This window comes from Romboutsia sp. BSD2780061687b_171204_C1 (genome assembly GCF_015560225.1).
In the GTDB taxonomy this organism is placed as follows: Bacteria; Bacillota; Clostridia; order Peptostreptococcales; family Peptostreptococcaceae; genus Romboutsia_C; species Romboutsia_C hominis.
This window is the reverse complement of the sequence record NZ_JADMRK010000003.1, coordinates 64384-88018: the sequence shown is the minus strand read 5'-3', so window position 1 is coordinate 88018 and position 23635 is coordinate 64384. Positions and strand designations below refer to the sequence as shown.

General features: G+C 29.2%; 21 protein-coding genes and 1 other annotated feature. Of the genes, 2 read left to right on the top strand and 19 right to left on the bottom strand.

The window, feature by feature from the left end:
• Positions 1-101 precede the first annotated feature (101 nt).
• The 18 genes from I2H23_RS08200 to I2H23_RS08115 form a co-directional block, all read right to left on the bottom strand.
• Positions 102-887 carry a GNAT family N-acetyltransferase gene (locus tag I2H23_RS08200; RefSeq protein ID WP_092922467.1) on the bottom strand — a complete coding sequence of 262 codons (786 nt, stop codon included), beginning with the start codon at positions 885-887 and terminating at the stop codon, positions 102-104.
• Between the two features lie 166 nt (positions 888-1053).
• The gene (locus I2H23_RS08195; RefSeq protein ID WP_092922464.1) at positions 1054-1677 is read right to left on the bottom strand and encodes a PH domain-containing protein; all 624 of its coding nucleotides are present in this window, start codon (positions 1675-1677) and stop codon (positions 1054-1056) included.
• 138 nt (positions 1678-1815) lie between these two features.
• Positions 1816-4488: a valine--tRNA ligase gene (locus I2H23_RS08190; RefSeq protein ID WP_195581466.1), complete on the bottom strand. Its 2673-nt coding sequence runs from the start codon at positions 4486-4488 to the stop codon at positions 1816-1818.
• A 151-nt stretch (positions 4489-4639) separates the two neighbouring features.
• Positions 4640-4946 (bottom strand) — a binding site (T-box leader).
• 87 nt (positions 4947-5033) lie between these two features.
• The gene (locus tag I2H23_RS08185; RefSeq protein ID WP_195581465.1) at positions 5034-5837 is read right to left on the bottom strand and encodes a polysaccharide deacetylase family protein; all 804 of its coding nucleotides are present in this window, start codon (positions 5835-5837) and stop codon (positions 5034-5036) included.
• A gap of 26 nt (positions 5838-5863) precedes the next feature.
• Positions 5864-7246 carry a [Fe-Fe] hydrogenase large subunit C-terminal domain-containing protein gene (locus I2H23_RS08180; RefSeq protein ID WP_092922455.1) on the bottom strand — a complete coding sequence of 461 codons (1383 nt, stop codon included), beginning with the start codon at positions 7244-7246 and terminating at the stop codon, positions 5864-5866.
• Between the two features lie 113 nt (positions 7247-7359).
• Positions 7360-8247 carry an FUSC family protein gene (locus tag I2H23_RS08175; protein WP_195581464.1) on the bottom strand — a complete coding sequence of 296 codons (888 nt, stop codon included), beginning with the start codon at positions 8245-8247 and terminating at the stop codon, positions 7360-7362.
• An 18-nt stretch (positions 8248-8265) separates the two neighbouring features.
• Entirely contained in the window at positions 8266-8820 is a 555-nt protein-coding gene (locus tag I2H23_RS08170; protein ID WP_195581463.1) for a hypothetical protein, read from the bottom strand.
• A gap of 213 nt (positions 8821-9033) precedes the next feature.
• A complete protein-coding gene (gene gdhA, locus I2H23_RS08165) occupies positions 9034-10386 on the bottom strand; it encodes an NADP-specific glutamate dehydrogenase (RefSeq protein ID WP_166504708.1) in 1353 nt (450 codons plus the stop codon).
• Between the two features lie 272 nt (positions 10387-10658).
• On the bottom strand, positions 10659-11312 hold the full coding sequence (gene phoU / locus I2H23_RS08160; protein WP_166504707.1) for a phosphate signaling complex protein PhoU: 654 nt from the start codon (positions 11310-11312) through the stop codon (positions 10659-10661).
• A 25-nt stretch (positions 11313-11337) separates the two neighbouring features.
• A complete protein-coding gene (pstB, locus tag I2H23_RS08155; RefSeq protein ID WP_166504706.1) occupies positions 11338-12099 on the bottom strand; it encodes a phosphate ABC transporter ATP-binding protein PstB in 762 nt (253 codons plus the stop codon).
• Positions 12100-12121: 22 nt separating this feature from the next.
• Positions 12122-12946 carry a phosphate ABC transporter permease PstA gene (pstA, locus tag I2H23_RS08150; protein ID WP_092922438.1) on the bottom strand — a complete coding sequence of 275 codons (825 nt, stop codon included), beginning with the start codon at positions 12944-12946 and terminating at the stop codon, positions 12122-12124.
• 1 nt (position 12947) lies between these two features.
• Positions 12948-13871: a phosphate ABC transporter permease subunit PstC gene (gene pstC, locus I2H23_RS08145; RefSeq protein ID WP_166504705.1), complete on the bottom strand. Its 924-nt coding sequence runs from the start codon at positions 13869-13871 to the stop codon at positions 12948-12950.
• A 362-nt stretch (positions 13872-14233) separates the two neighbouring features.
• Positions 14234-15058, bottom strand: coding sequence for a phosphate ABC transporter substrate-binding protein (locus I2H23_RS08140; RefSeq protein ID WP_195238060.1), 825 nt, complete (start codon positions 15056-15058; stop codon positions 14234-14236).
• Between the two features lie 309 nt (positions 15059-15367).
• Positions 15368-17158, bottom strand: coding sequence for an oligoendopeptidase F (gene pepF, locus I2H23_RS08135; protein WP_092922429.1), 1791 nt, complete (start codon positions 17156-17158; stop codon positions 15368-15370).
• 126 nt (positions 17159-17284) lie between these two features.
• Entirely contained in the window at positions 17285-18130 is an 846-nt protein-coding gene (locus I2H23_RS08130; protein ID WP_166504702.1) for a DegV family protein, read from the bottom strand.
• 48 nt (positions 18131-18178) lie between these two features.
• Positions 18179-18838 carry an MgtC/SapB family protein gene (locus tag I2H23_RS08125; protein WP_092922423.1) on the bottom strand — a complete coding sequence of 220 codons (660 nt, stop codon included), beginning with the start codon at positions 18836-18838 and terminating at the stop codon, positions 18179-18181.
• 50 nt (positions 18839-18888) lie between these two features.
• On the bottom strand, positions 18889-19734 hold the full coding sequence (locus I2H23_RS08120; RefSeq protein ID WP_166504701.1) for a mechanosensitive ion channel family protein: 846 nt from the start codon (positions 19732-19734) through the stop codon (positions 18889-18891).
• Between the two features lie 137 nt (positions 19735-19871).
• A complete protein-coding gene (locus tag I2H23_RS08115; protein ID WP_092922417.1) occupies positions 19872-20036 on the bottom strand; it encodes an aspartyl-phosphate phosphatase Spo0E family protein in 165 nt (54 codons plus the stop codon).
• A gap of 231 nt (positions 20037-20267) precedes the next feature.
• Between I2H23_RS08115 and I2H23_RS08110 the strand changes: the two genes are divergently transcribed.
• Positions 20268-20486: a FeoA family protein gene (locus I2H23_RS08110; RefSeq protein ID WP_166504700.1), complete on the top strand. Its 219-nt coding sequence runs from the start codon at positions 20268-20270 to the stop codon at positions 20484-20486.
• 12 nt (positions 20487-20498) lie between these two features.
• Positions 20499-22433 carry a ferrous iron transport protein B gene (gene feoB, locus I2H23_RS08105; RefSeq protein WP_195581462.1) on the top strand — a complete coding sequence of 645 codons (1935 nt, stop codon included), beginning with the start codon at positions 20499-20501 and terminating at the stop codon, positions 22431-22433.
• Positions 22434-22494: 61 nt separating this feature from the next.
• Here the strand turns inward: feoB and htrA are convergent, their stop codons facing one another.
• Positions 22495-23571 carry a serine protease HtrA gene (gene htrA, locus I2H23_RS08100; RefSeq protein ID WP_092922408.1) on the bottom strand — a complete coding sequence of 359 codons (1077 nt, stop codon included), beginning with the start codon at positions 23569-23571 and terminating at the stop codon, positions 22495-22497.
• Between the last annotated feature and the right edge of the window lie 64 nt (positions 23572-23635).

Here is a 23635-nt window from a genome sequence, read left to right as displayed (position 1 = left end):
TAGTCATTTCTCTTTTGTTATTATTTATCTACTTTTTATTATAGTATATTTTTTACTAATTTAGTTTATAATATGATATTTAATTACATCATAATAATAAATTATTTTTCTACTAACATAGTCCATATTCCAATCTCTTTAAATCCTATCCTACGATATACTCTTCCCGCTTTTGGATTATCATAAAATAGACATAATGTCTTATTGCGTTTAAGTAAATCACTACATAGTTTAGATAAACATTTACCCATATATCCTTGTTCTCTATATTCTTTTTTAGTTGCTACCCCTACAACCATAGCAGATTTACTATTCTCTGCCGTTATTTGTGATATAGTTATTATTTCTTTGTTGTCATTTTCTATATAATAAGATACTGTGCTATTATCTTTTATTCTACTTCTTATTGTATCAACACTATATTCTACAGAAAATTCCTCTATTGTACTTAATAAATCATATATCCTTTGTGCATCCTCTTCGATGCCTAGTTTTATAGTATCATCCCATTTTAAAAGTTTTTTATCATCTTTTAATTCACAAAAATATGTAATTTTTTCTTCGTAATCTTCCAATACATCTTTAAATTTTTCTATTATAGTATCTTTTCCTGATATTATTTTTTTGCCTTTATATTTTCTTATAATATCCTTAAATTCATATACATCTTCATCTAGTTTTTCAATATATGGTATAAAATTATTTGTGTATCTTAATAAAATACCTCTTAAATTGTTATCTTCATCAAACTTTCCCCATACTTCTTGGAAATCTTTATTAAACCCATGCTGTTCAATATCTCCTATTATAAATAAATTTTTACTAGGCTCCTTTACTACATAATCTAAGACTATATTTCTATGTTTATCTTCTAGTTTCAATATCATAGCATTCTCTCCAATCTTAAATATATAGATTATATATATTCCTTTTTTCGGAAATAATATCCTTTAAAATATTTTACATTGTACTTTATCTAATAAATATAAAAGCATAGGTAGTATACCTATGCTCTATAAATCATCAATAACTTTTATAAAATTCTATGAGTTATTAGTTATTTATATATTTTTCAAATACTTCTCCAAAATCTTTATTGTTATATGTATTTCTTAAGTTTTCCATCCAGTTGAAGTTAAACTTAGCTAAGTCTTCTACTATATTTACCGGATTTCCTTCTAGATGATTTCTTGATATTGCATCATTAGCCATCTTAAGTCCATTTATACCATCTTCTACAGATGTATAATTTCTGCCTTGTATCATACTTATTTCAACTAGAGCTTTATATAAATCTTTTAACTGTTCTAGTTGTTTTTTATCTACATCTATGCTAAACCTTTCATTACCGAAATTAAACTTTATTTCTATATCTAAATCTACTGTACCTGCAGTTTCTAATGTAACTTCATCTACTCTTTCATAGTAAAATTCATGTCTTTTTACAACCCTTTTCCTACTAACTGCATTTGCTCCATCTACATGTAAAAGGCCTCTATTAGTAAATACGTATTCATCTGATTTTGACTTTATAACAAAGTATATTTTTTCTCCATCTTCATGCATTATGTAGTCGTCTCCATCAACTTTATCAAAATCTTGAGGAGATATAATCTTTCCTATATCTGATAGTCCTAATGTATCGGCTGCCATTCTTCCTAATATATTTTTTGCCATTTTTCTACCTCCTAATATAAATAAGTATTTCAATTCTCTTACTTATATTATAAACTATAATTATCCACTTATCTCAAAGATTTTTCATAACATAATAAAAGAGCTATCTCTATTTAGAGGTAGCTCTTTTTATATAAACTATTTTATTTTAGCTTCTATATTTTCTATTCTTTCAAGAACTGATTTCATCATTTCTTCGAATTTTTCTTTTTTAGCCTTTTCTTCATTAACTAAGCTTTCTGGAGCTTTAGCTAAGAATCCTTGGTTAGAAAGCTTTCCGTTAACTCTCTTTATTTCGCCTTCTAATTTAGCTTTTTCTTTATTTAATCTATCTAATTCTTTAGTGAAGTCTACTAATTCATCAAGTGGTATAAATATTTTAACTCCATCTATAACAACACTTACTGCATCTTCTGGTATACCAGCTTCATTGTCTACTATTTCAACAACTGATGCAGATGCTAATGTTACAAAGTAATCTCTACCAGCTTCCATAGCTTCTTTCTTTTCAGCTGTTGGAACTATTATAACTTTAGCTTTCTTTGATGGTGGAACATTCATTTCAGCTCTTACATTTCTTATGTTTCTTATTCCATCCATTGTTAAGTTCATCATTTCTTCTTCTTTAGCCATGTTGTCTTCTTCAGTGTAATGAGGCCACTGAGCCACTACTATACTTCCTTCTACTGTTGGAAGATGAGTGTATATTTCTTCTGTTATAAATGGCATATATGGATGAAGAAGTTTTAATATCTTCTCTAATACATATGTTAATGTATATAATGCTGTTTGTTTAGCAGCTTTATCGTCAGAGTATAATCTTGGCTTAACTATTTCTATATACCAGTCACAGTACTCAGACCAAGCAAAGTCGTAAATTTTTTGAGCAGCTATACCAAGGTCAAACTTGTCCATGTTGTCGTTAACTTCTTTAACCACATTGTTAGCTCTTGATATTATCCACTTATCAGCTAAAGTCATAGAGCTTTCAACTGATTCTCTAGTTACACCATTCATTATCTCTTCATCTATGTTCATGAATACAAATCTTGATGCATTCCATAATTTATTTGCGAAGTTTCTAGATGCTTCTACTCTTTCCATATAGAATCTCATATCATTTCCTGGAGAGTTTCCAGTAGCTAACATGAATCTTAAAGCATCAGCTCCGTATTGGTCTATTACTTCTAATGGGTCTATTCCGTTTCCTAAAGACTTACTCATCTTTCTACCTTCAGAGTCTCTAACAAGTCCGTGGATTAATACATGTTCAAATGGAGTTTCTCCCATACAGAACATTCCTGCAAATGCCATTCTTACAACCCAGAAGAATATTATATCGTATCCAGTTACAAGTACGCTTGTTGGATAGTAGTAGTTTAATTCTTCTGTATTGTGTGGCCAACCTAATGTTGAGAAAGGCCATAATGCTGAAGAGAACCATGTATCTAATACATCTTCATCTTGCTTAAATTCATGATGTCCACACTTAGGACAAGTAGTAGGCATTTCTTTAGCAACAACTACTTCTCCACACTCTTGACAGTAGTAAGCTGGTATTTGGTGACCCCACCATAATTGTCTTGATATACACCAATCTCTTATGTTTTCTAACCATTGTAAGTAAGTTTTATCAAACTTATCTGGTACAAACTTTAATTCTTGTTTCTTTAATATATCTATAGCAGGTTTTGCTAATTCATCCATCTTAACAAACCATTGATCTGATAATCTTGGTTCAACTACTGTATGACATCTATAGCAAGAACCTACATTATGATTATGATCTTTTATAGCTATTAAGTATCCAGCTTCATCTAAGTCAGCTATAAGTTGCTTTCTGCACTCATATCTGTCCATACCTTCATACTTACCAGCTAATTTGTTCATTGTTCCATCTTCGTTCATTACGTTTATCTTTTCAAGGTTGTGTCTTTGACCAACTTCAAAATCATTAGGGTCATGAGCTGGAGTCATTTTAACTGCACCAGTACCGAACTCTAAATCAACATAATCATCAGCAACTATTATTATTTCTCTGTTTACTAATGGAAGTATTGCTTTCTTTCCAACTAAGTGAGTGTATCTCTCATCTTCTGGATTTACAGCTATACCACTATCTCCAAGCATTGTTTCTGGTCTAGTAGTAGCTATTTCTAAGAATTCGTCACTACCAACTATTGGGTATTTTATATGATAGAACTTTCCATCATGTTCTTCATGTTCAACTTCTGCATCTGATAAAGTTGTTTTACAATCTGGGCACCAGTTTATTATTCTGTTTCCTCTGTATATTTGACCTTTTTCATATAACTTAATGAAGAATTCAATAACAGCTTCGTTACATCCTTCATCCATTGTGAATCTTTCTCTATCCCAGTCACAAGAGTCTCCTAATTGTTTCATTTGGTCCACTATTTTTCTACCAAATTCATTTCTCCAATCCATAGCTCTCTTTAAGAATTCTTCTCTTCCTAAATCGTACTTAGACTTTCCTTCTTGCTCTTTTATTCTTTCAACAACTTTAACTTCAGTTGCTATAGAAGCATGGTCAGTTCCTGGTTGCCATAAAGCTTCATATCCGTCCATCCTCTTCCATCTTATAAGTATATCTTGTAAAGTATGGTCAAGAGCATGCCCCATGTGTAATTGTCCTGTTATATTTGGTGGTGGAAGCATTATAGTGAAAGGCTTCTTGTTTGGATTTGGTTTAGATTTAAATAATCCATCTTCAATCCACTTTGAATATAATCTTGATTCAAAATCTTTTGGATTATACGTTTTTGGTAAATTAGTGTTTTCCAATTTCATTTCCTCCTCATTTTATTTAAAATTTTATTTTTATTAAAAATTTGTCTTACTCAAATTATTAATAATACAAGTAACTTAAAAATTTCACTTCGACTAAAAGTCTTAAACTTATATATTTTATAGTATAAATAAAAAAAGAGCCATTCATCCTTATAAGGACGAAAAGCTCGCGTTACCACCTTAATTCCCAAATTGAATTCATTCATCCTTTAAGAGTTATATTCCGTATTTACTTAGCTACATCTCTTAATCATAACTTCACTAATCTATAATACAGATACTTAATAATTTGGGCTCTTTATGGATTTTAACGATTCCCACCGTCTAAACCTACTGCTAGTTCAGCTTAGAAACTCCAAAGCTACCTTCTGCAAACCTATACTAAGAAGACCTTTCAGCCTATGAGTCTTCATCTCTTTTAGTAGTATTTACATACTCCTCTTTATCATAGTTTTTATCTTATTATTTATTCTTTAATTATATCCAATTAATATTATTATTGTCAATTATTTATAATAATATATGTACTACTTTGATTTTTTTAATTAGCTTTGAACATTTCCTTTCCAATAGTTTCGCTCTTGTGTATCTTCACTTATTGGTTCTATCTTATAACCTCTTTCTTTTAATACTCTTATAATGTTATCTAAAGCTTCTACAGTTTGTTCTTTTTCATGCATTAATACTATTAAATTAGATTTATTCCTACCATAATATAATAAACTACTTAAAATATTGTCTGTTGTAGATTTCCAGTCTAGTGTGTCTAGATTCCAATCCCATATTTTATAATTATTTTCTACTAACATATCATAAGATTCTTTAGGCATATAAGGCTTGCTTCCATAAGGCAGCCTTATTAATTTTGATACATCTCCTGTTATATTATAAAGAGTTGCTTGGCAGGTTTTAAATTCATTTAATGTTGCTTGTGGTGTTTTATAGAGCTTATGTATATCATGAGTTACACTATGAAATCCCATGCCATGGCCCTCTTTTTGCATTCTATTTAATTCATCTGGGTGTTTCTTCATATTATCATTTATCATAAAAAAAGTTGCTTTAACTTGATTTTTTTCTAATATGTCTAATATCAAGTTAGTGTATTTAGATGGACCATCATCTATAGTTATATATGCTATCTTCTGTGGTAATAAAACAGGACCTTTTTCTTTTTGTGTTGTAGCTTCGTTTATAGTTTGAGTTAAAGTACTCGTTACTATATAATTTTCTAATAAAGTATATTTTCTATCCTCATCTTCCTTTGGTATATTAAAAATAACTATGTTTAATACAATAAATCCTACTAAAATTATAGCTAAAATTTTGTAATTTTTTTTTATATTCATCCCCCTAATCCCCTTTGTTTATTACTTTATAATCTTATATCTCTGTTAAATAATCCTAACAATTTCTCCCTGTCTTCACTTCTTAGTGTTTCGATTTTTTTCATATCCATTTTTGCTAAAAATTGAATTACATTTATATTTTCAAATGGAGTTTTTATATTTGTTTCTTTAGAATATTCTTGTACAAATGATTTACCTTTCTCTGTGTCTAAAATACGTTTTGGCCCTCCTACACATCCACCTATACATCCCATACCTTCAACAAAAGTTACATCGATGTCTTTATTTATAACTTTTTCAAGCCCTGCTTTGCAGTCTTTAGCTCCCTGAAAAGTAATAGCTTTAAAATTAGCTTTCGGATTTATTTTTTTTACACACTCTTCAATAGATTTACTTACCCCTCCTGCATGAGCATATATTCTTCCAAGAGCTGATGATTCTATTCTATTTTCTTCTACTTCTTTATCCGCTTCTATATCCAAAGCCTTAAATATCTCCTCTAATTCTTTAAATGTTAATACAAAATCTACTGCTCCTTTTATATCTTCTGCTATAGCTTCTTTCTTTTTGGCTACGCAAGGTCCAATAAAAACTACTTTAGCATCTTCGTTTAAAACCTTTATAATCCTTGCACAGGCAATCATAGGAGATACTGACTTAGATATGTTGTCTACAATTTCAGGGTAACTTGACTTTATTAAACTAATCCAAATCGGGCAACAGCAACTAGTTATAAAACATTCTTCTTTATTTTCTTTAATATGATTACAATAATCATAACTTTCTTTGACAGTAAGTATATCTGCTGCTAAAGCTACTTCTATCATGTCTTTGAAACCTACTTTTTTAAGAGCACTTCTTAGCTTACCAGGAGTTACATCATTTCCAAGTTGTCCTACAAATGATGGAGCTACAGTTGCGTACACAGGATGTTTTTTATCTTTTAGTAACTTTAAAATAGGTATGAATTGAATTTTATCAGATATTGCCCCTAAGCTACATTCTCTTATACACCCTCCACATGAATTACATGTATTGTCCTTATTACAATTAATATGCTTCTCTTTTACTAAACATTCCTTTCCATCTTCTTTGTTAACACAATGATTGCACACTTGAGATATTACTGATATTATTGGTGTGCTTATTTCCTTTGTGCACATAGCTTTATTTAGCATTTCTTTTATTGTTTCATCTATTTTATCTATTGGATCTAGCCCCATAACTATTCTCATTAAATTTAATATGGCCTCTTCCCCAAATTCATTATATACGCTTTTATCTAGCACTTTTTTAGGTATATTATCTATATCATCAAATTCCTCACTCCAAATAGCTTTTATAAGTTCATTAAAAAGCTTCATTTTATAAGTATCTAATATTTTCGTATTTAAATTAATTGATTCCATGAAAAATGCCTCCTTAAATACTATATAGGTAATATTTACGAAGGCACTAAATTTTATTTATTAAATTTGTAATTTGAATATATTAAATTAATCTTTTGATTCACTAAAGCGTTTTAATATAATTTATATTGATTGTTACTATTAATAGTATGAAGTATTTCTGCTTCTTCTATTATCTTTCTTAGATGATAATTGAATACAGGACTTTTACTTTCATCTAAATCCCATTCTATTTCTTCTATTTCATAGATTTCTCTTAGAATTGTATAATTTTCTTTGCTTAAGTATAGTTTTTTATCTAATAATTCTATTGACTGTACATGGAAATATATCTCTCTACATATAATTATTGTTTCTTCTATTTTTTCTATATCTATATTATCTCTGCTATAATCTAGCTCATCTATCAACTTAGAATAAGAGCCTTCTACTTTCTTTATCTCTTTTTCTAGTTCTTTTATATTAAAGCTTCCTTTTTTTAATATCTTAAGTTCTAGAAATTCTTTTGTTAATTTTTCTATAGATTGAAAATCATTTTTTGTAGTATCTAAATAGTCTGGTCTTGCTAATATATAATTAATAAATACCCCTACAACTACTCCTATTGAAGTATCTAACACTCTAAAGAATGAATACTCTGCGGGGCTAGAATTTATAACTCCAAGATGTATAGATAAAAAAGTTACACATGCAACAACTACTGCTTTATTGAGTTTAAACATATTGCATAGATATATTGTAATAATTACTCCAAGACCACAAAGTAATGCATCTCCTGGCTTAATTAGCACAATTAGAAAGCCTATTATACCTCCAAGTATCGTACCTTTTACTCTGTTAAATCCTGCTTTTAGCGAACCTTTAACTGTATCTTGCACTGATACTACACATGCTATGGTTGAGTAAAATGGATTTTGGACAATCATTGAACCTAATACAACACAAACAGCTACACTTAATCCTGTTTTAAAGGTCCTCATGCCGACTTTTTCTAATTTCAAAATTTTCCCTCCAATTTGTTATTTATTTATATTTAATAATTCTATTATTTCATTTTTTATATCATTTGGTAAGTCCTGCTCTAAATTTCTTTTTAATAATTCTTCATGTTTTATACCATTTTTAACTAAGTATTTTTTTATAATAGGTACTCTTCCTTTAGGATCTCCCATGACTAAATATGCTACAAACCAATCTTCTAGAGTGGTTGTAGGTATAACTACTTTATCTAAATTTGTTAAATACTTTATAGACTTTTCATCTAGTATAAACTTGTATATAGATTTATTTTCTAACTCTATACTAAAGTCACCCATAAATTCTACTTCTACTCCATCTATATTATACCCAAAAAACTCTTTAGTTCTAAATGGATCTTTAGATGGCAAATCTAGCCTTTGACCTATATTATCCATAGCCTTTTTTATTTTTTGTGAATCTTTTGCCTCTATTAATATATCTATATCCCTTGGATTTTTTACTAATCCATTAAATTTTAGCATCATAGAACTACCTATAGCCCAAGTACAATCTAATTTATTTAATATCTCTGCAATTTTCTTTAAAATGTCCATATTTTTTAAACTCCTATCTTTATAATATATTTCTTATTAATCATGTTTATAATTAATCCTTATTATTTGTTTATTTTTTAGATTTATATTATAACATGAGAAATATTGATTTATTTTTATTACAAATAAAAAAGAGATATCCAAAAGGATACCTCTCTTTTTTATTCAATGAATTTGAAAAATCTATATTATTTATAACGATATAAGTTTAACTTATATTACACCTTGACTCATCATAGCATCTGCAACTTTTAAGAATCCAGCTATGTTAGCACCTACAACATAGTTTCCAGCATGCCCATATTGTTCAGCAGCATTTTTAGATGCTTCAAATATGTTCTTCATTATTACTTGTAATTTTTCTTCAACTTCTTCAAATGTCCAAGATAATCTCATACTATTTTGAGACATTTCTAAAGCAGAAGTAGCAACTCCACCAGCATTTGCAGCTTTAGCAGGAGCAACTAATAATCCTTTTTCTAAGAAATAGTTAACAGCTTCATTTGTACAAGGCATGTTAGCTCCTTCTCCAATTACTTTAGTTCCATTTTCAACTAGTATCTTAGCTGATTCTAAGTTTATATCATTTTGAGTAGCACAAGGCATAGCTATATCACACTTAACAGTCCATATTCCTTTTTGACCTTCAACATATGTAGCACCTTCTTTTCTAGCTACATATTCTTTTATCCTCTTTCTTTCTACTTCTTTTATTTGCTTAACTATACTTAAATCTATACCATTTTCATCTACTATATATCCAGAAGAGTCACACATAGCTATTACTTTAGCTCCATGTTCCATAGCCTTTTGAGCTGCATATATTGCAACATTTCCTGAACCTGATATAACAACTCTCTTGCCTTCAAATGTATCTTTATGATAGTTTAACATTTCGTTTACAAAGTATACAACTCCAAATCCAGTAGCTTCTTTTCTAGCTAAAGAACCTCCATAAGTTAATCCTTTACCAGTTAATACTCCAGCATCATAAGCATTTCTTATTCTCTTATATTGTCCAAATAGGAATCCTATTTCTCTAGCTCCAACTCCTATATCTCCAGCTGGTACGTCTATATCTTTACCTATGTGTCTATATAATTCAGTCATAAAACTTTGACAGAATCTCATTATCTCATTATCAGATTTTCCTTTAGGGTTGAAGTCAGATCCACCTTTTCCTCCTCCTATTGGTAATCCAGTTAAAGAATTTTTGAATATTTGTTCAAATCCTAAGAATTTTATTATACTTAAGTTAACAGATGGATGGAATCTAAGTCCTCCTTTGTATGGTCCTATTGCACTGTTAAATTGTACTCTAAATCCTCTATTTACATGTACTTTTCCATTGTCATCAACCCAAGGCACTCTAAACATTATTTGTCTTTCTGGTTCAACTATTCTTTCTAATATACTTGCATCTATGTATTCTGGATGTTTTTCTAAAACACCTTCTAATGAATGTAAAACTTCTTCTATTGTTTGATGGAATTCTGGTTCTCCATTATTTCTAGCTTTTACATCATCGATAACTTTTTCTATTACTTCTTTAACATTGTTCCCCATTTTTATTAGCCCCCTTTGAAATTGAAAACATTTTCAATTAAATAGTACTCCACTATATCTATAATATCAACACCTTCTAATTTATTGAAATTTTCTGAATCTTCCTTAATTAGGACTATTTAAATTCCCATATAAAAATTATATATATTTTTTTGCTTCCTTTATCTATCTTGATTCTTAATTTGACTAATCTCTAAAATTTTTAATTTATAGCTTATTTGTAAATTAAATCATAAATTATCTCAAATTATAAATAGGATAAAGCTTTTACTTTATCCTATCTCAACCATTTCACCTTTTATAGCATATATTATTTTTTCACATACATTAGTGCTGTGATCACCTATTCTTTCTAAGTACCTTCCTACAAATAAAAGCCTTACTCCCTGATTTATAGTAGTTGAATTCTTATTCATAACTTCTAAGCACTCTACGTGTATTTGTTCGTATAAATTATCTATCTTGTCGTCCCTTTTTGCTATATCATAGCAAAGGTCTTCATCTTCATTTTCCAAAGCTTTATAAATATCATTAAGCATATCAGTACATATTTTAGCTGATTTTGGTATATCAATTAATTCCTTTATATAGGCTTCATCACCTATTTTTAAAGTTTCTTGTGCTATATTAACTGCATAATCTCCTATTCGTTCTAAATCAAGTGCTATATTTCCTAGAGCATATATATATCTTAAATCTTTTGCCATTGGTTGTTTTAATGCTATAAGTTCAATACTTCTATCTCTTATATATTCTCTTAGAGTATCTATCTCATCATCTTCTTTTATTACTTTTTTTGCTCCCTCTAAGTCTTTATTGATCATAGAGTTAATAGAATTATCTACTGCTTCCCTACACCTTTTTATCATTGCTAATGTGTAGTTTTTAAGTGTGTTTATACTTAACTCTAAACTTGTATCAACCATATATTTACTCCTTTTCTTATAAGTTTTATCCAAATCTTCCTGTTATATAATCTTCTGTACGCTTATCCGTTGGAGTTGTAAACATAGTTTTTGTGTCACTAAACTCTACTACTTCTCCAGTTAAGAAGAATGCTGTTTGGTCAGATACACGTGCCGCTTGCTGCATATTATGTGTAACTATTACTATAGTATATTCATCTTTTAAAGACTCTATTAACTCTTCTACCTTTGCTGTAGATATAGGATCTAGCGCTGATGTGGGCTCATCCATAAGTATTACTTCTGGTTTCATAGCTATTGTTCTTGCTATACATATACGTTGCTGTTGACCTCCAGATAGCCCTAGTGCAGATGATTTTAATCTATCTTTTACTTCATCCCAAATAGCTGCCCCTCTTAAGCTTTCTTCAACGATCTTGTCTAAAACTTTTCTATCTTTTATTCCATGTGTACGAGGTCCATAGGCTACATTATCATATATACTCATTGGGAATAAGTTTGGCTTTTGAAATACCATTCCTACCTTAGTACGTAATTTTATTACATCTTCACTTTTATATATATCTTCTCCATCTACCTCTATTTGTCCTTCTATTCTGACATTGTCTATTAAATCATTCATTCTATTTAAAGTTCTTAAAAATGTTGACTTACCACATCCAGAAGGACCTATTAATGCAGTAACCTTCCTTTCTTCTATATTCATATTTATTTTCTTTAATGCTTGATTATTTCCATAATATAAATCTAAATTTTTTATACTTATCTTTGTATTATTTAAACTCATCTTTTACACCTCGTAAAATTTCTTAGTAATTTGCTTTATTTAATTTCTTAGCCACTACTTTAGCTAATGTATTTAATATTAGTACCATTATTATTAACACAATTCCTATAGCTGCTGCTCCTTGTATATCTCCTTTTTCTTTTGTAAGTAAATATGCATGAACTGTTAATGTTCTAGCACTATCAAATATAGTTCCTGGCATTTGTGCAACTGTTCCTGCTGTTAATAATATAGCCGCTGATTCTCCGATAACACGACCCACTGATAATATAACTCCTGATAGTATCCCTGGTATTGCACTGGGAAGTACTACTTTATATAAGGTTTGGAACTTAGTTGAACCTAAAGCTAATGATGCTTCTCTATAACTTTGTGGTACTGTCTTTAAAGATTCCTCTGTTGTTCTTATTATTACTGGCAATATAATTATTGCTACTGTCAATGCCCCTGAAAGTATTGAGTACTTCATTCCTAAGGTAACTACAAAAAATATTCCCCCGAATAATCCATATATTATTGATGGTATACCTGCTAAACTCTCAGTCGCAAATCTTATTATTGTTACTAATCTTCCTTTTTTAGCATACTCTTGTAGATATATTGCTGATAATATACCTATTGGCGTTGCCACTATTATTGATAAAAGTACCATATAAACTGTGGATACTATCATCGGTAGTATTCCTCCACCACCCATTGGCGAATAATCACTAAATAAGAATGATGGATTTATTCCTTTTATACCTTGCATAAATATATATCCGACTATCACAATTAATGTTGTTACTGTAAATGCCGCAGATAAATAAACTGATGTTTTTAATATATTTTCTTTAAATTTTCTCATGCTAATCTACCGCCTTATTCGAAACTTTATTTAACACTATATTTAAGATTAATATAAACGTGAATAATACAACTCCTGTTGCAAACAACATTTCTTGATGTGTCCCAAATGCATATCCCATCTCTAACGCTATGTTTGTAGTAAGTGGTCTTACACTATCCATTAGAGATGATGGCATTACTGGAGAGTTACCTGCAACAAGTATTACTGCCATAGTTTCACCTAATGCTCTACCTATTCCAAGTATAACTGCTGCTAATATTCCTGACTTTGCAGCTGGTAATACAACTTTAAATATTGTCTCTATATTCGATGCACCTAATGCTAATGAACCTTCTTTATATGCTTTTGGTACTGCTCTTATTGCTGTTTCAGATACCGAGATAATAGTAGGTAACATCATAATTGCTAAAACTATTATCACTGCCAATAAACTTTGGCCTTTTGGTAAATTAAATATGTTTTGTATTGCTGGTACTATAACTGCTAAACCAAATATTCCATATAAAACTGATGGTATACCTGCTAATAGTTCAACTGCTGGAGATATTATTTTAGCTAATTTTTTTGGAGCTAGTTCAGCTATAAATACTGCTGTAAGTATACCTACTGGTACTCCTATTATTAAAGCTCCTGTCGTTGCAATTAATGATGCAACTACCATTGATGAAATTCCAAATTTATCTGCACTTGGTATCCATTTACTTCCAGTTATAAATTCTATAAATGAATAATCTTTAAATAAAAATGGTGTTAAACCTTTATAGAATACAAATCCTATTATTAAAAGTAAACTTGCAACTGCTATTAATGCACTTATCATAAATACGTTCTTAGATATTTTCTCTGCTATATATTTATTCTTGTTGTTGCTATTTTTATTGTCTCTTTGTTCTATGCTTACTATACGAGACTTAACTAACATAAAAATCCTCCTCAAAAATCCTCAATATATTTCTTATTCATTATTTTTTATTATTCCTTACACACATATAGTATTATTTCTAGGTTAAATCCATATTAGATTTCCGTTAACTTGAAGTAAAATAAAAGGCATTTTTTTAACATAGATTTTACTTTTTATGTTTTCGTTAAATTTATGTAAAAATTTGCTTAATTTCACCAATGATATGTTAGTACACTTACTATGAATACGTCTGTTACTCAATTTGGCAATTTAAAATTAGAAATTTTCATAGATCAGATAATTTCCAATCACTTAGCATATTAAAATAGAAAAAAGACACATAACTATATGTGCCTTTTTTCTTAAAATAATGAGGATATTTATTTTATGCTTATAAGCCCTTCACCTTCTACTATTTTCTGACCTTCTTCACTTAATATGAACTCTACAAATTCATTTCCTTTTTCAGTAATATTTTCTTCTTTACTAACTAGTAAAAATGGTCTAGCTAGAGGATATTTCTTATCCTTAACATTTTCTACTGTTAATTCTTGTCCTTCTACTGTCAATTGTTTTACTTTATCATCAACATATGAAGATGATATATATCCTATTGCATTTTCATTACCTTCTACTGTAGATTTTATATTTCCTGATCCATCACTTATTTGTGCATCTTGAGTTAACTCATCTGCTTCAAATCCAACTATTTCCTCAAAAGCCCCTCTAGTTCCTGATCCATCTTCTCTTGATACTACTACTATTGGAGCATCTTTTCCTCCAACTTCTTTCCAGTTATTTATCTTCCCTGTGTATATATCCTTTATTTGCTCAATACTTAAATCTTTTACTTCATTTGATTTATTAGTAATTACTGCTATAGCATCTAATGCTATTTCAGTTTCCTTTAATCCTGCTTGCTTTTCTTCATCCTTTAAATCTCTAGATGCCATACCTATTTGAGATGTTCCATCTATTGCATTTTTTATACCTGCTGAAGATCCCAATTGCTGAACTTCTATAGATACACCTTCATTCTTACTTTGAAAATCTTGTGCTAGTATCTCTACTACTGGCCCTACTGAAGTTGAACCTGACATTGTAATCTTATCTCCATTTGATTCCGAGCTTGACCCACATCCTACTGCTAAACTTCCTACTAATATTGTACTTGATAATAAAACTGCTATTTTTTTCTTGAACATAATATTCCCTCCATATGTATTTGATAATTTACTTTAATTTTTATTCATATTTATGCTACAATTCTTTGTTTATTTTGCTTTTCTTTATACTTTAATATTACAGTTATTTTGTTAAGTAAATATTATGAACAAGTTAAAGGGATGTAAATTATGTTAAGAAAAAGTAAAATTCAATATAGTTCATTTCACCAACAACATGACTTTAAATTCGCCTTAAGCGATGCTTCCACGAAACACTTAAATATATATTGCTCAAACTATAAAAAGGCTTAAAGTTATTAATAACTTAAGCCTTTTTAATGTTCTGTTTTATCCTTTATATTCTTTTTCTAATTTATCAACTAGTCCTTTAAATATTTGTAGAGCTTCTTCAACAGATTCTTTTTTCTCCATGTCTACTCCAGCTTTTCTTAGTTGATCTAATGGATATTCAGACCCTCCACTCTTTAAAAATTCTATATATCTTTCTACTGCTGGCTTACCTTCTTCAAGTATTTGTTTACTTAAAGCACTTGCCGCTGAGAATCCTGTTGCATATTTATATACATAGAAGTTTGAATAAAAATGAGGTATTCTAGCCCACTCTAATCCTATTTGCTCATCAACCACACAAGATTCTTTGTAGTATTTCTCATTTAATTTATAATATATATCAGTAAACTCTTTTGCCGTTAATGGCTCTCCACTTTCAACACTTTCATGAGTTATTTTTTCAAATTCAGCAAACATAGTCTGTCTATATACAGTTGTTCTAAATTGCTCTAAATAATAATTTAGAAGATATAATGTTTCTTCCTTAGACTTAGAATTTTCTAATAAATAGTTTATTAATAATAGCTCATTTAGAGTAGATGCAACTTCTGCTACGAATATTTTGTAGCTTGAATATATATATGGCTGAGTAGTTCTTGAGTAGTAACTATGCATAGAGTGACCTAATTCATGTATTAACGTAAATAAAGAATTTAAATCATCTTTATAACTCATTAATATGTATGGATGAGAATCGTAACTACCCCAAGAATACGCTCCACCTTGCTTACCTTCATTCTCATATACATCTATCCATCTTTCATCAAAGGCTCTTTGTATTAGCTTTAAGTATTCATCTCCTAATGGTTTTAAAGCATTTAATATTATTTCCTTAGCCTCTTCATAAGTTATCTTCATATCAAATTTGTCAGTTAAAGGAACATATAAATCATACATATGTATTTCTTCTAATCCTAAAAACATTTTCTTTAGATCTACATATTTATTTAGTGTTGGTAAACTTTCATCTACAGCTTTTATAAGATTATTATATACATCCACACTTATATCATCCTGGAATAATGATGCCTCTAGTGCTGATTTGTATTTTCTTATTTTAGAGTAGAATATTTCTGACTTTATGCCTCCATATAACGTTGATGCAAATGTATTTTTATATTTACCATATACTAAGTACATAGCTTCAAAAGCATCTTTTCTAACTCTAGGATTCTTACTCTTTAAAAATACAGAGTAATTAGAGTGTGTAAGTTTAACCTTATTACCTTCTTCATCTTCTATTTCTGGAAATTCTAAGTCTGCAAAAGAAAACATATCATATACATCTTCTGATACTTTAGTTATGTCAGATGCTGCAGCTAATATTTCTTCTTCTGATTCACTTAATGTATGTGGCTTTTCTCTTAAAATTTCTTTTATATGTTTTTCATAGAAAGATAATTTTTCATCCTTCATAAATTCTTTTAACTTCTCCTCTTCTATGGCTATTATTTCAGGTACCATATAAGATGTAGCTGTAGATAATTCAGTAGCTAACATATCTGTTTTTGTAGCTAAACCTTGATTTTCATTTATTCTTGTATCCTCATGTTGCTTCATATGAGTATATACATATAAGTTTTGTAAAAGTCTTGATGCTTGTTCTGATATATTTAGTGCGTTATATAAATTCTCAAAACTCTCTGCTAGCTTTCCTTTGTATTCTTTAGCCTTTTGTATAAGTTCTTTAACCTTACTTATGTCTTTTTCTACTTCATCTTTATTCTTATACATCTGCTCTAAATTCCATTTGAATTTATCTTCTATTTTACTTCTATCTAATCCCATAGCTTTTCTCCTTTAATATATTAATTTTTATCTAGAGTTTATGGTTCTTAAATCTAATATTCTTATTACACTATTAATGTAAAAATTTTTATACTAATATTTTGAGTAAATATTACCTAATATATACTATAAAACAGATACTAATATAGCACCTTCAGATGTGAACGTTCCCATTATAGGACCTATCTCTGCTATTAATACTTCTTTGAAGTTTAGATTTCCTTCTACTATGCTCTTTATTTTTTCTGCTTTATCTATACAATTAGCATGACCTATTATAACTGTTTTTTCATCTTGGTGTCCTACATTGTTTTCTACATACTCTAAGGCTTTTTTTATACTATTACTTCCGCCTCTTGCTTTGTCTATAGGTTTAACAAGACCATCTTCTATTTTTATTATAACTTTAAAGTTTAATGCATTTATTATCTTTCCAGCAACTTTGTTTATTCTACCACCTTTTATTGCATTTTCTAATGTTTCTAAAGCTCCAAAGAATACAATTTCTTCTTTGTATCTTTCTATGTGCTCTAGTATTTCATCCATATTTTTACCAGCATCTATAAGTTCGCTGCATTTTAATATCATTGATGCAACCCCAATAGACCCACTTGCACTATCTATAACTTCAATTCTTTTATATGGATTTTCTTCTAAGTACATTTCTTTAGCTAAAACAGCATTATTATAAGTGCTAGATAGCTTAGAAGTTAATGTAAATACTAAAAGCTCTTCATCATCACCTTTATAAAGCTCTAAAAATCTATCTGGAGATGGACTTGAAGTTTTAGGTAATTCTTTACTTTCTTTCATTTTTTTATAGAAAGTTTCAGAATCTATATCAATTCCCCCTATATAACTATCTTCTCCAAAAGCTACATTTATTCCTACTACATCTGGTCTTGCTCTATCTAATACTTCCTGTGGAAAATCGCATGATCCATCTGTTATTATTCTTATTTTTTTTGTCAATTTATACACCTCAACCTAAATTTTTAATTATACTTATTCTATATTATTTTAGTGTAAATAATCTACACTTATTATATTTTTTAACATATTCAATTCTTTTACTAACTCATCTACTATTATTCTTCTATCATGAACTAGAAAAAAGCTCAATTTCCAAAGGGATTCTCCCTCAGCTTCTATATCAATACTTTTAACTTCTATTTGAGATTTTTTAAAGATTGAATATAGCATAGATATACTTCCCATGTTATCTATAACAACATTAAAAATAGTATATTTTTTTCTAAAAAGTATTTTGTCTATATTCTTCAATATGTATAGTGTTATCATAACAAATAGCCAAGCACTTATACTTAAGACATAATATCCATACCCTATTGTTATACCAATACATGCAGTTGCCCATATACCTGCGGCAGTCGTTAATCCTCTTATTCCATTTGAGGTTTTTAGTATAGCACCTGCACCTAAAAAACCAATTCCTGATAATACCTGTGCAGTTAATCTTGCAGGATCAACATTAGCATATTCTCTATAATCAAAAAATAAATACAAAGATGTTATTGCTGTTATACATGAGCCAACAGATACTAAGATGTGTGTTCTAAATCCTGCAAATTGATGTGACTTTTCTCTTTCAAGCCCTGTTAACCCCCCTATAACTAACGCTATAAGTAACCTCAGAATCACTTCTTTATGGTCTGCCACTCAAATCCCCCCCTATTTCATATAAACAATATATAAGAAATATTTATACTCTAAAAATCTCCTCTATATTCATTATCGTTGTGTAATATATTTATATGTGTCGGGTAAGCTATTCGTACTTTGTTATTTCTAAATACAATAAGTATCTGTAATTTAGTATCTCTAAGTGCATTAAAATACTTATAAGAATATACTATACCTGTTATTGTATATTTTGCTCCCACTGGACTATCTTCTATATCTGTTACTCCATATACATTAAAAGGACCTTTAGGTTTACCTGATGGTAATTTAAATAGATAATTTTTATATTGTTCATTCATTATATTGCATACTTCTTCTAAAGATTCTAGCACCTTCATTGGATCCTCTTCATAAGGTACCCTTACATGTACTACAACCCTCATTCTCTCCTTGCTAAAATTTCTTATGCTACTTATACTACCATTTGGAATAGTAATTCTTTTTAAATCCCAATCCCTTAAACTAGTGCTTCTAACTCCTATTTCTTCTATAGTTCCTCTAAAAGTTTCATTTATTATTACAAAATCTCCTACTTGCATTTGCTTTTCAAATAATACAAAAAATCCATTAAATATATCTTTTAATATACTTTGAGATGCAACCCCTGCTAGTATACCTACTATACTAGCACCAGTAACTAATGTCCCAAATTTAGTTATATCCACTATTTGAAATTCCCTTAATATGAGAACTGTACTTGTCAAGAATATGATGTAATAAGAAATTGATGATAATACGCTACAAAGGGTATTTTCGTATCTTACATCAAATTTAGTTATTTTACATATCTTGTTAAGACTATATTGTATAAGTTTCAATATTGAATATGATGCTGCTATAATTGCTATTGATCTTAAAAAACTACCTATCATAATAAATATCATCCTTACAAATTAATTTTGTTATTAAATCATATAATTATTTAATATTCTCACTTTGTACTAAACATATACAATATTAAGGATGAACATATGATTTTTGAGTATAAAAAAACCCACTTTAATGTGGGTTACTTATTACTCAAATTCATATACTTATTTATTAATATATCTATCTTATTACTCGTATCGACTATCTCTTCTTTAAATATCTCTGGATATTCTATATAAGTATTAATCTCATCTCTTAGTGCTTCTATTTCTTTTTTTAATGCTTCTAACTCACCATTAGCCATATCATCACCACTATTACAAATTTATATAATTTCAATTATATAATAACAAATAAAACCATTATTTGTCAATATTATAGCGGTAAAACGTTATTTTTTAACCAATTTAATTTTATTTCATCAGTTTTCTTACTGTACGAAAATATTTATTCTTAAATATTAGTTATTAGTTGACAATCAAAATCATTATTGATACAATTTAAGTGATAATGAATTTCATTAGGAGGTATAAAAATGACTGTTTACGATTTAAAAGTAGGTCAAAGAGGTACTATTAATAATATAAATGGAAACGAAAAATTAGCTAAGAGATTATTAGCTTTAGGATGTATAAATAATACGGAAATAGAAGTAAAAAAAGTTGCTCCTTTAGGAGACCCTATAGTAGTTAGATTTAGAGGATTAGATCTTGCTATAAGAAAATCTGACGCTAAAAACATTACATTAAAATAAGGAAGTGATAAAATGATTAACGTTGCGTTACTTGGAAACCCTAACGTTGGTAAAACTACGGTTTTCAATCTGCTTACAGGTGCTAACCAACACGTTGGTAACTGGCCTGGAGTTACTATAGATAAAAAAGAAGGTATTTTAGAAAAAGATATTAATATAGTAGACTTACCTGGTATTTATGCTATGGATACTTTCTCTAATGAAGAAAAAGTATCAAAGAGATTTTTAGAAGAAGGAAATGTAGATGTTATAGTAAATGTAGTTGATGCATCTAGTTTATCTAGAAACCTTTACTTAACAACTCAACTTATGGAATTTAAAAAGCCTATAATACTTCTTCTTAATATGGTGGATGTAGCTGAGGCTAAAGGAATTCATATAGATGTGGATAAACTATCTAGAGAACTTAATATGACAGTAATTCCTATAATAGCTAAAAAGAAAGAAGGAACTGATAAAATAGCTCCTGCTATAAGAAAAGTCGCTAACAATAAACCTAATTATAATACTAATTTCGGATCTGAAAGTGAAACTTATAAAGAAATAGAAGATATATTAAGTAGATGTTGTAATCTACCTCATAACAATAAAAAAACTATCACTGATAAAATAGATAAGTTTGTATTAAATCCTGTTTTAGCTTACCCTATATTTATAGCCGCACTAATGTTATTATTCAAATTTACATTTGATTGGGTTGGAGGTCCTTTACAAGAAGGATTAGGTGGTTTAATAGAAACATATGTAGCAGGCCCTGCTGATGTTTTATTAGCTAATGCTAGTCCTTGGTTTAGATCATTAATTATAGACGGTATAATTGGTGGTGTTGGAGGTACTTTACCTTTCTTCCCTCTAGTATTTGCTTTATTCTTTGGTATGTCATTCTTAGAAGATAGTGGTTATATGTCAAGAACAGCTTTCTTAATGGATAACATAATGAGAAAAGTTGGCCTATCTGGTAAAGCATTTATACCTATGGTTATGGGATTTGGATGTTCTTCTCCTGCTATAATGGCAACTAGAACATTAGAAAGCGAAAAAGATAGAAAAGTAACAGCGCTTATAGCTCCACTTATGACTTGTAGTGCTAGATTACCTATATATGCATTATTTGTTGGTATATTCTTCCCTAAAAATGCTGCATTAGTTACTTTATCTCTTTATTTATTAGGAATTGTAGTAGCTATAATAATAGCTTTTATATTAAATAAAACTGCTTTTAATGCAGAAGTTGAACCTTTTATACTAGAACTTCCTGAGTATAAATTACCTACTATAGGTTCTTTATTTAAAAATGCTTGGAGTAAATCAAAAGGATTCTTAACTAAAGTAATTACTGTTATGTTTGCAATGTCAGTTGTAATTTGGGTTTTATCATCATTTAACTTCAGTGGATATACACCAGATTTAAATAACAGTTTCTTAGCTTATGCAGGACATTTAATAGCTCCTATATTTGCACCATTAGGATTTGGTGATTGGAAAGCTGCTGTATCTATACTTACAGGTCTTGGAGCTAAAGAAATAGTTGTTAATACTATGGGTGTACTTTATGGTGATTTAAAGGTTGTTTTACCAACAGTATTCACTGCCCTTAGTGCATATGGATTCTTAGTGTTTACATCATTATATACTCCTTGTATTGCAGCTCTTGCTACAATGAAAAAAGAGTACGGAAGCAAAATGATGTGGATATCATTTATATATCAATTTGTAATTGCATGGATTGGTGCATTTATAGTTAGAATAATCGGAGGAACTTTATTTGCAGTAGAATCTGGTAGCTCAATTGCGGAACTTGCAGTTGGTGGATTAATAATAGCTATATCAGTTATATTCATATTTAGAAAGTTTACTTCTAAAAATGTATCTTCTGGTTGTAGTGGATGCTCTGGATGCGCTAGTAGCGGATCTTGTCCATCACAAGTTAAAAGTAAAGCTAAATAGAAATTAAATATAATTTAGTATAAAAATATAAAGGGTGAATCTTAGATTCACCCTTTATTTATTAAAAATTAACTTGTAATTTTACTTCTTTTCCACCTCTATTTACTGTAATTTCAGATTTATCCCCTAAAGAATATTGATATAAAGCTTTATTTAAATCTGACATTGTACTTACTTTATCATTTCCAACTTTAACGATAACATCTCCTGCTTGTATACCTGCCTTTTTAGCTGCACTGTTGTCCATAACTTCTACTACATATACGCCATCTTCTGCTGCTAAATCAGTTCCTGTTGATGCTTCAAACATTTGTAAGTCTGCTCCACTTATTCCTAAAGTAACTTTTTCAAAGTTACCATTTTTTATTATTTGTTCTACTATTGGTTTTGCTGTATTTATAGGTATTGCAAATCCTAAACCTTCTGCCTGTGATGCCTTAGCTGTGTTTATACCTATTACTTGACCTTTTTCATTTAATAATGGTCCTCCACTATTTCCTGGATTTATACTAGCATCTGTTTGCATAAGCCCTGTCATGTTAGATTTTTCTGTTTTGATAGTTCTATCTAATCCACTTATTATACCTTGTGTAACACTCTTTTGGAACTCAAGACCTAATGGATTACCTATAGCTATTGATATATCTCCAGTTCTAACATCATCACTATTTCCTAATTCTGCTGGAGTTAACCCTTTTTTATCTACCTTAACCATTGCTAAATCTAAATTAGAGTCATTCCATAATACTTTTCCTTGTGATGTAGATCCATCATTGAAAAGTACATTAACATCTGATGCTTTACCATCTGAAACAACATGCGAATTTGTTAATATGTATCCATTTGCATCAACTATTACACCTGTACCAACCCCTTGGCTTTGTGTAGGTATAGCAAAAATATTATTATTATCTATCGTTGTTGTTGTAATTCCTACTACTGATGGCATTGCTTTATCAGTTACGGCATGATACACATTTTGACTTTTCCCCTTATTATTCACAACTATTTGTGTAGAATTTTCTTTTGTTGAACTTACTAAGTTATTTTTCATCAATACTACTGTGAATAAACTACTTAATACCCCAGTTATTATACAAACTATTACTATCAATCCTATGCCTTTCTTATTTGACATATAAATACCTCCCATATATTAATCATAATATTTAGTTTTTACTTACTTTATATTGTTTATACTT

Coding starts and splice junctions, on each gene's coding strand:
- I2H23_RS08200 (WP_092922467.1), bottom strand. CDS start 887: ATGATATTGAAACTAGAAGATAAACATAGAAATATAGTCTTAGATTAT.
- I2H23_RS08195 (WP_092922464.1), bottom strand. CDS start 1,677: ATGGCAAAAAATATATTAGGAAGAATGGCAGCCGATACATTAGGACTA.
- I2H23_RS08190 (WP_195581466.1), bottom strand. CDS start 4,488: ATGAAATTGGAAAACACTAATTTACCAAAAACGTATAATCCAAAAGAT.
- I2H23_RS08185 (WP_195581465.1), bottom strand. CDS start 5,837: ATGAATATAAAAAAAAATTACAAAATTTTAGCTATAATTTTAGTAGGA.
- I2H23_RS08180 (WP_092922455.1), bottom strand. CDS start 7,246: ATGGAATCAATTAATTTAAATACGAAAATATTAGATACTTATAAAATG.
- I2H23_RS08170 (WP_195581463.1), bottom strand. CDS start 8,820: ATGGACATTTTAAAGAAAATTGCAGAGATATTAAATAAATTAGATTGT.
- gdhA (WP_166504708.1), bottom strand. CDS start 10,386: ATGGGGAACAATGTTAAAGAAGTAATAGAAAAAGTTATCGATGATGTA.
- phoU (WP_166504707.1), bottom strand. CDS start 11,312: ATGGTTGATACAAGTTTAGAGTTAAGTATAAACACACTTAAAAACTAC.
- pstB (WP_166504706.1), bottom strand. CDS start 12,099: ATGAGTTTAAATAATACAAAGATAAGTATAAAAAATTTAGATTTATAT.
- pstA (WP_092922438.1), bottom strand. CDS start 12,946: ATGAGAAAATTTAAAGAAAATATATTAAAAACATCAGTTTATTTATCT.
- pstC (WP_166504705.1), bottom strand. CDS start 13,871: ATGTTAGTTAAGTCTCGTATAGTAAGCATAGAACAAAGAGACAATAAA.
- I2H23_RS08140 (WP_195238060.1), bottom strand. CDS start 15,058: ATGTTCAAGAAAAAAATAGCAGTTTTATTATCAAGTACAATATTAGTA.
- pepF (WP_092922429.1), bottom strand. CDS start 17,158: ATGGGATTAGATAGAAGTAAAATAGAAGATAAATTCAAATGGAATTTA.
- I2H23_RS08120 (WP_166504701.1), bottom strand. CDS start 19,734: ATGATAGGTAGTTTTTTAAGATCAATAGCAATTATAGCAGCATCATAT.
- I2H23_RS08115 (WP_092922417.1), bottom strand. CDS start 20,036: ATGGCTAATGGTGAGTTAGAAGCATTAAAAAAAGAAATAGAAGCACTA.
- I2H23_RS08110 (WP_166504700.1), top strand. CDS start 20,268: ATGACTGTTTACGATTTAAAAGTAGGTCAAAGAGGTACTATTAATAAT.
- feoB (WP_195581462.1), top strand. CDS start 20,499: ATGATTAACGTTGCGTTACTTGGAAACCCTAACGTTGGTAAAACTACG.
- htrA (WP_092922408.1), bottom strand. CDS start 23,571: ATGTCAAATAAGAAAGGCATAGGATTGATAGTAATAGTTTGTATAATA.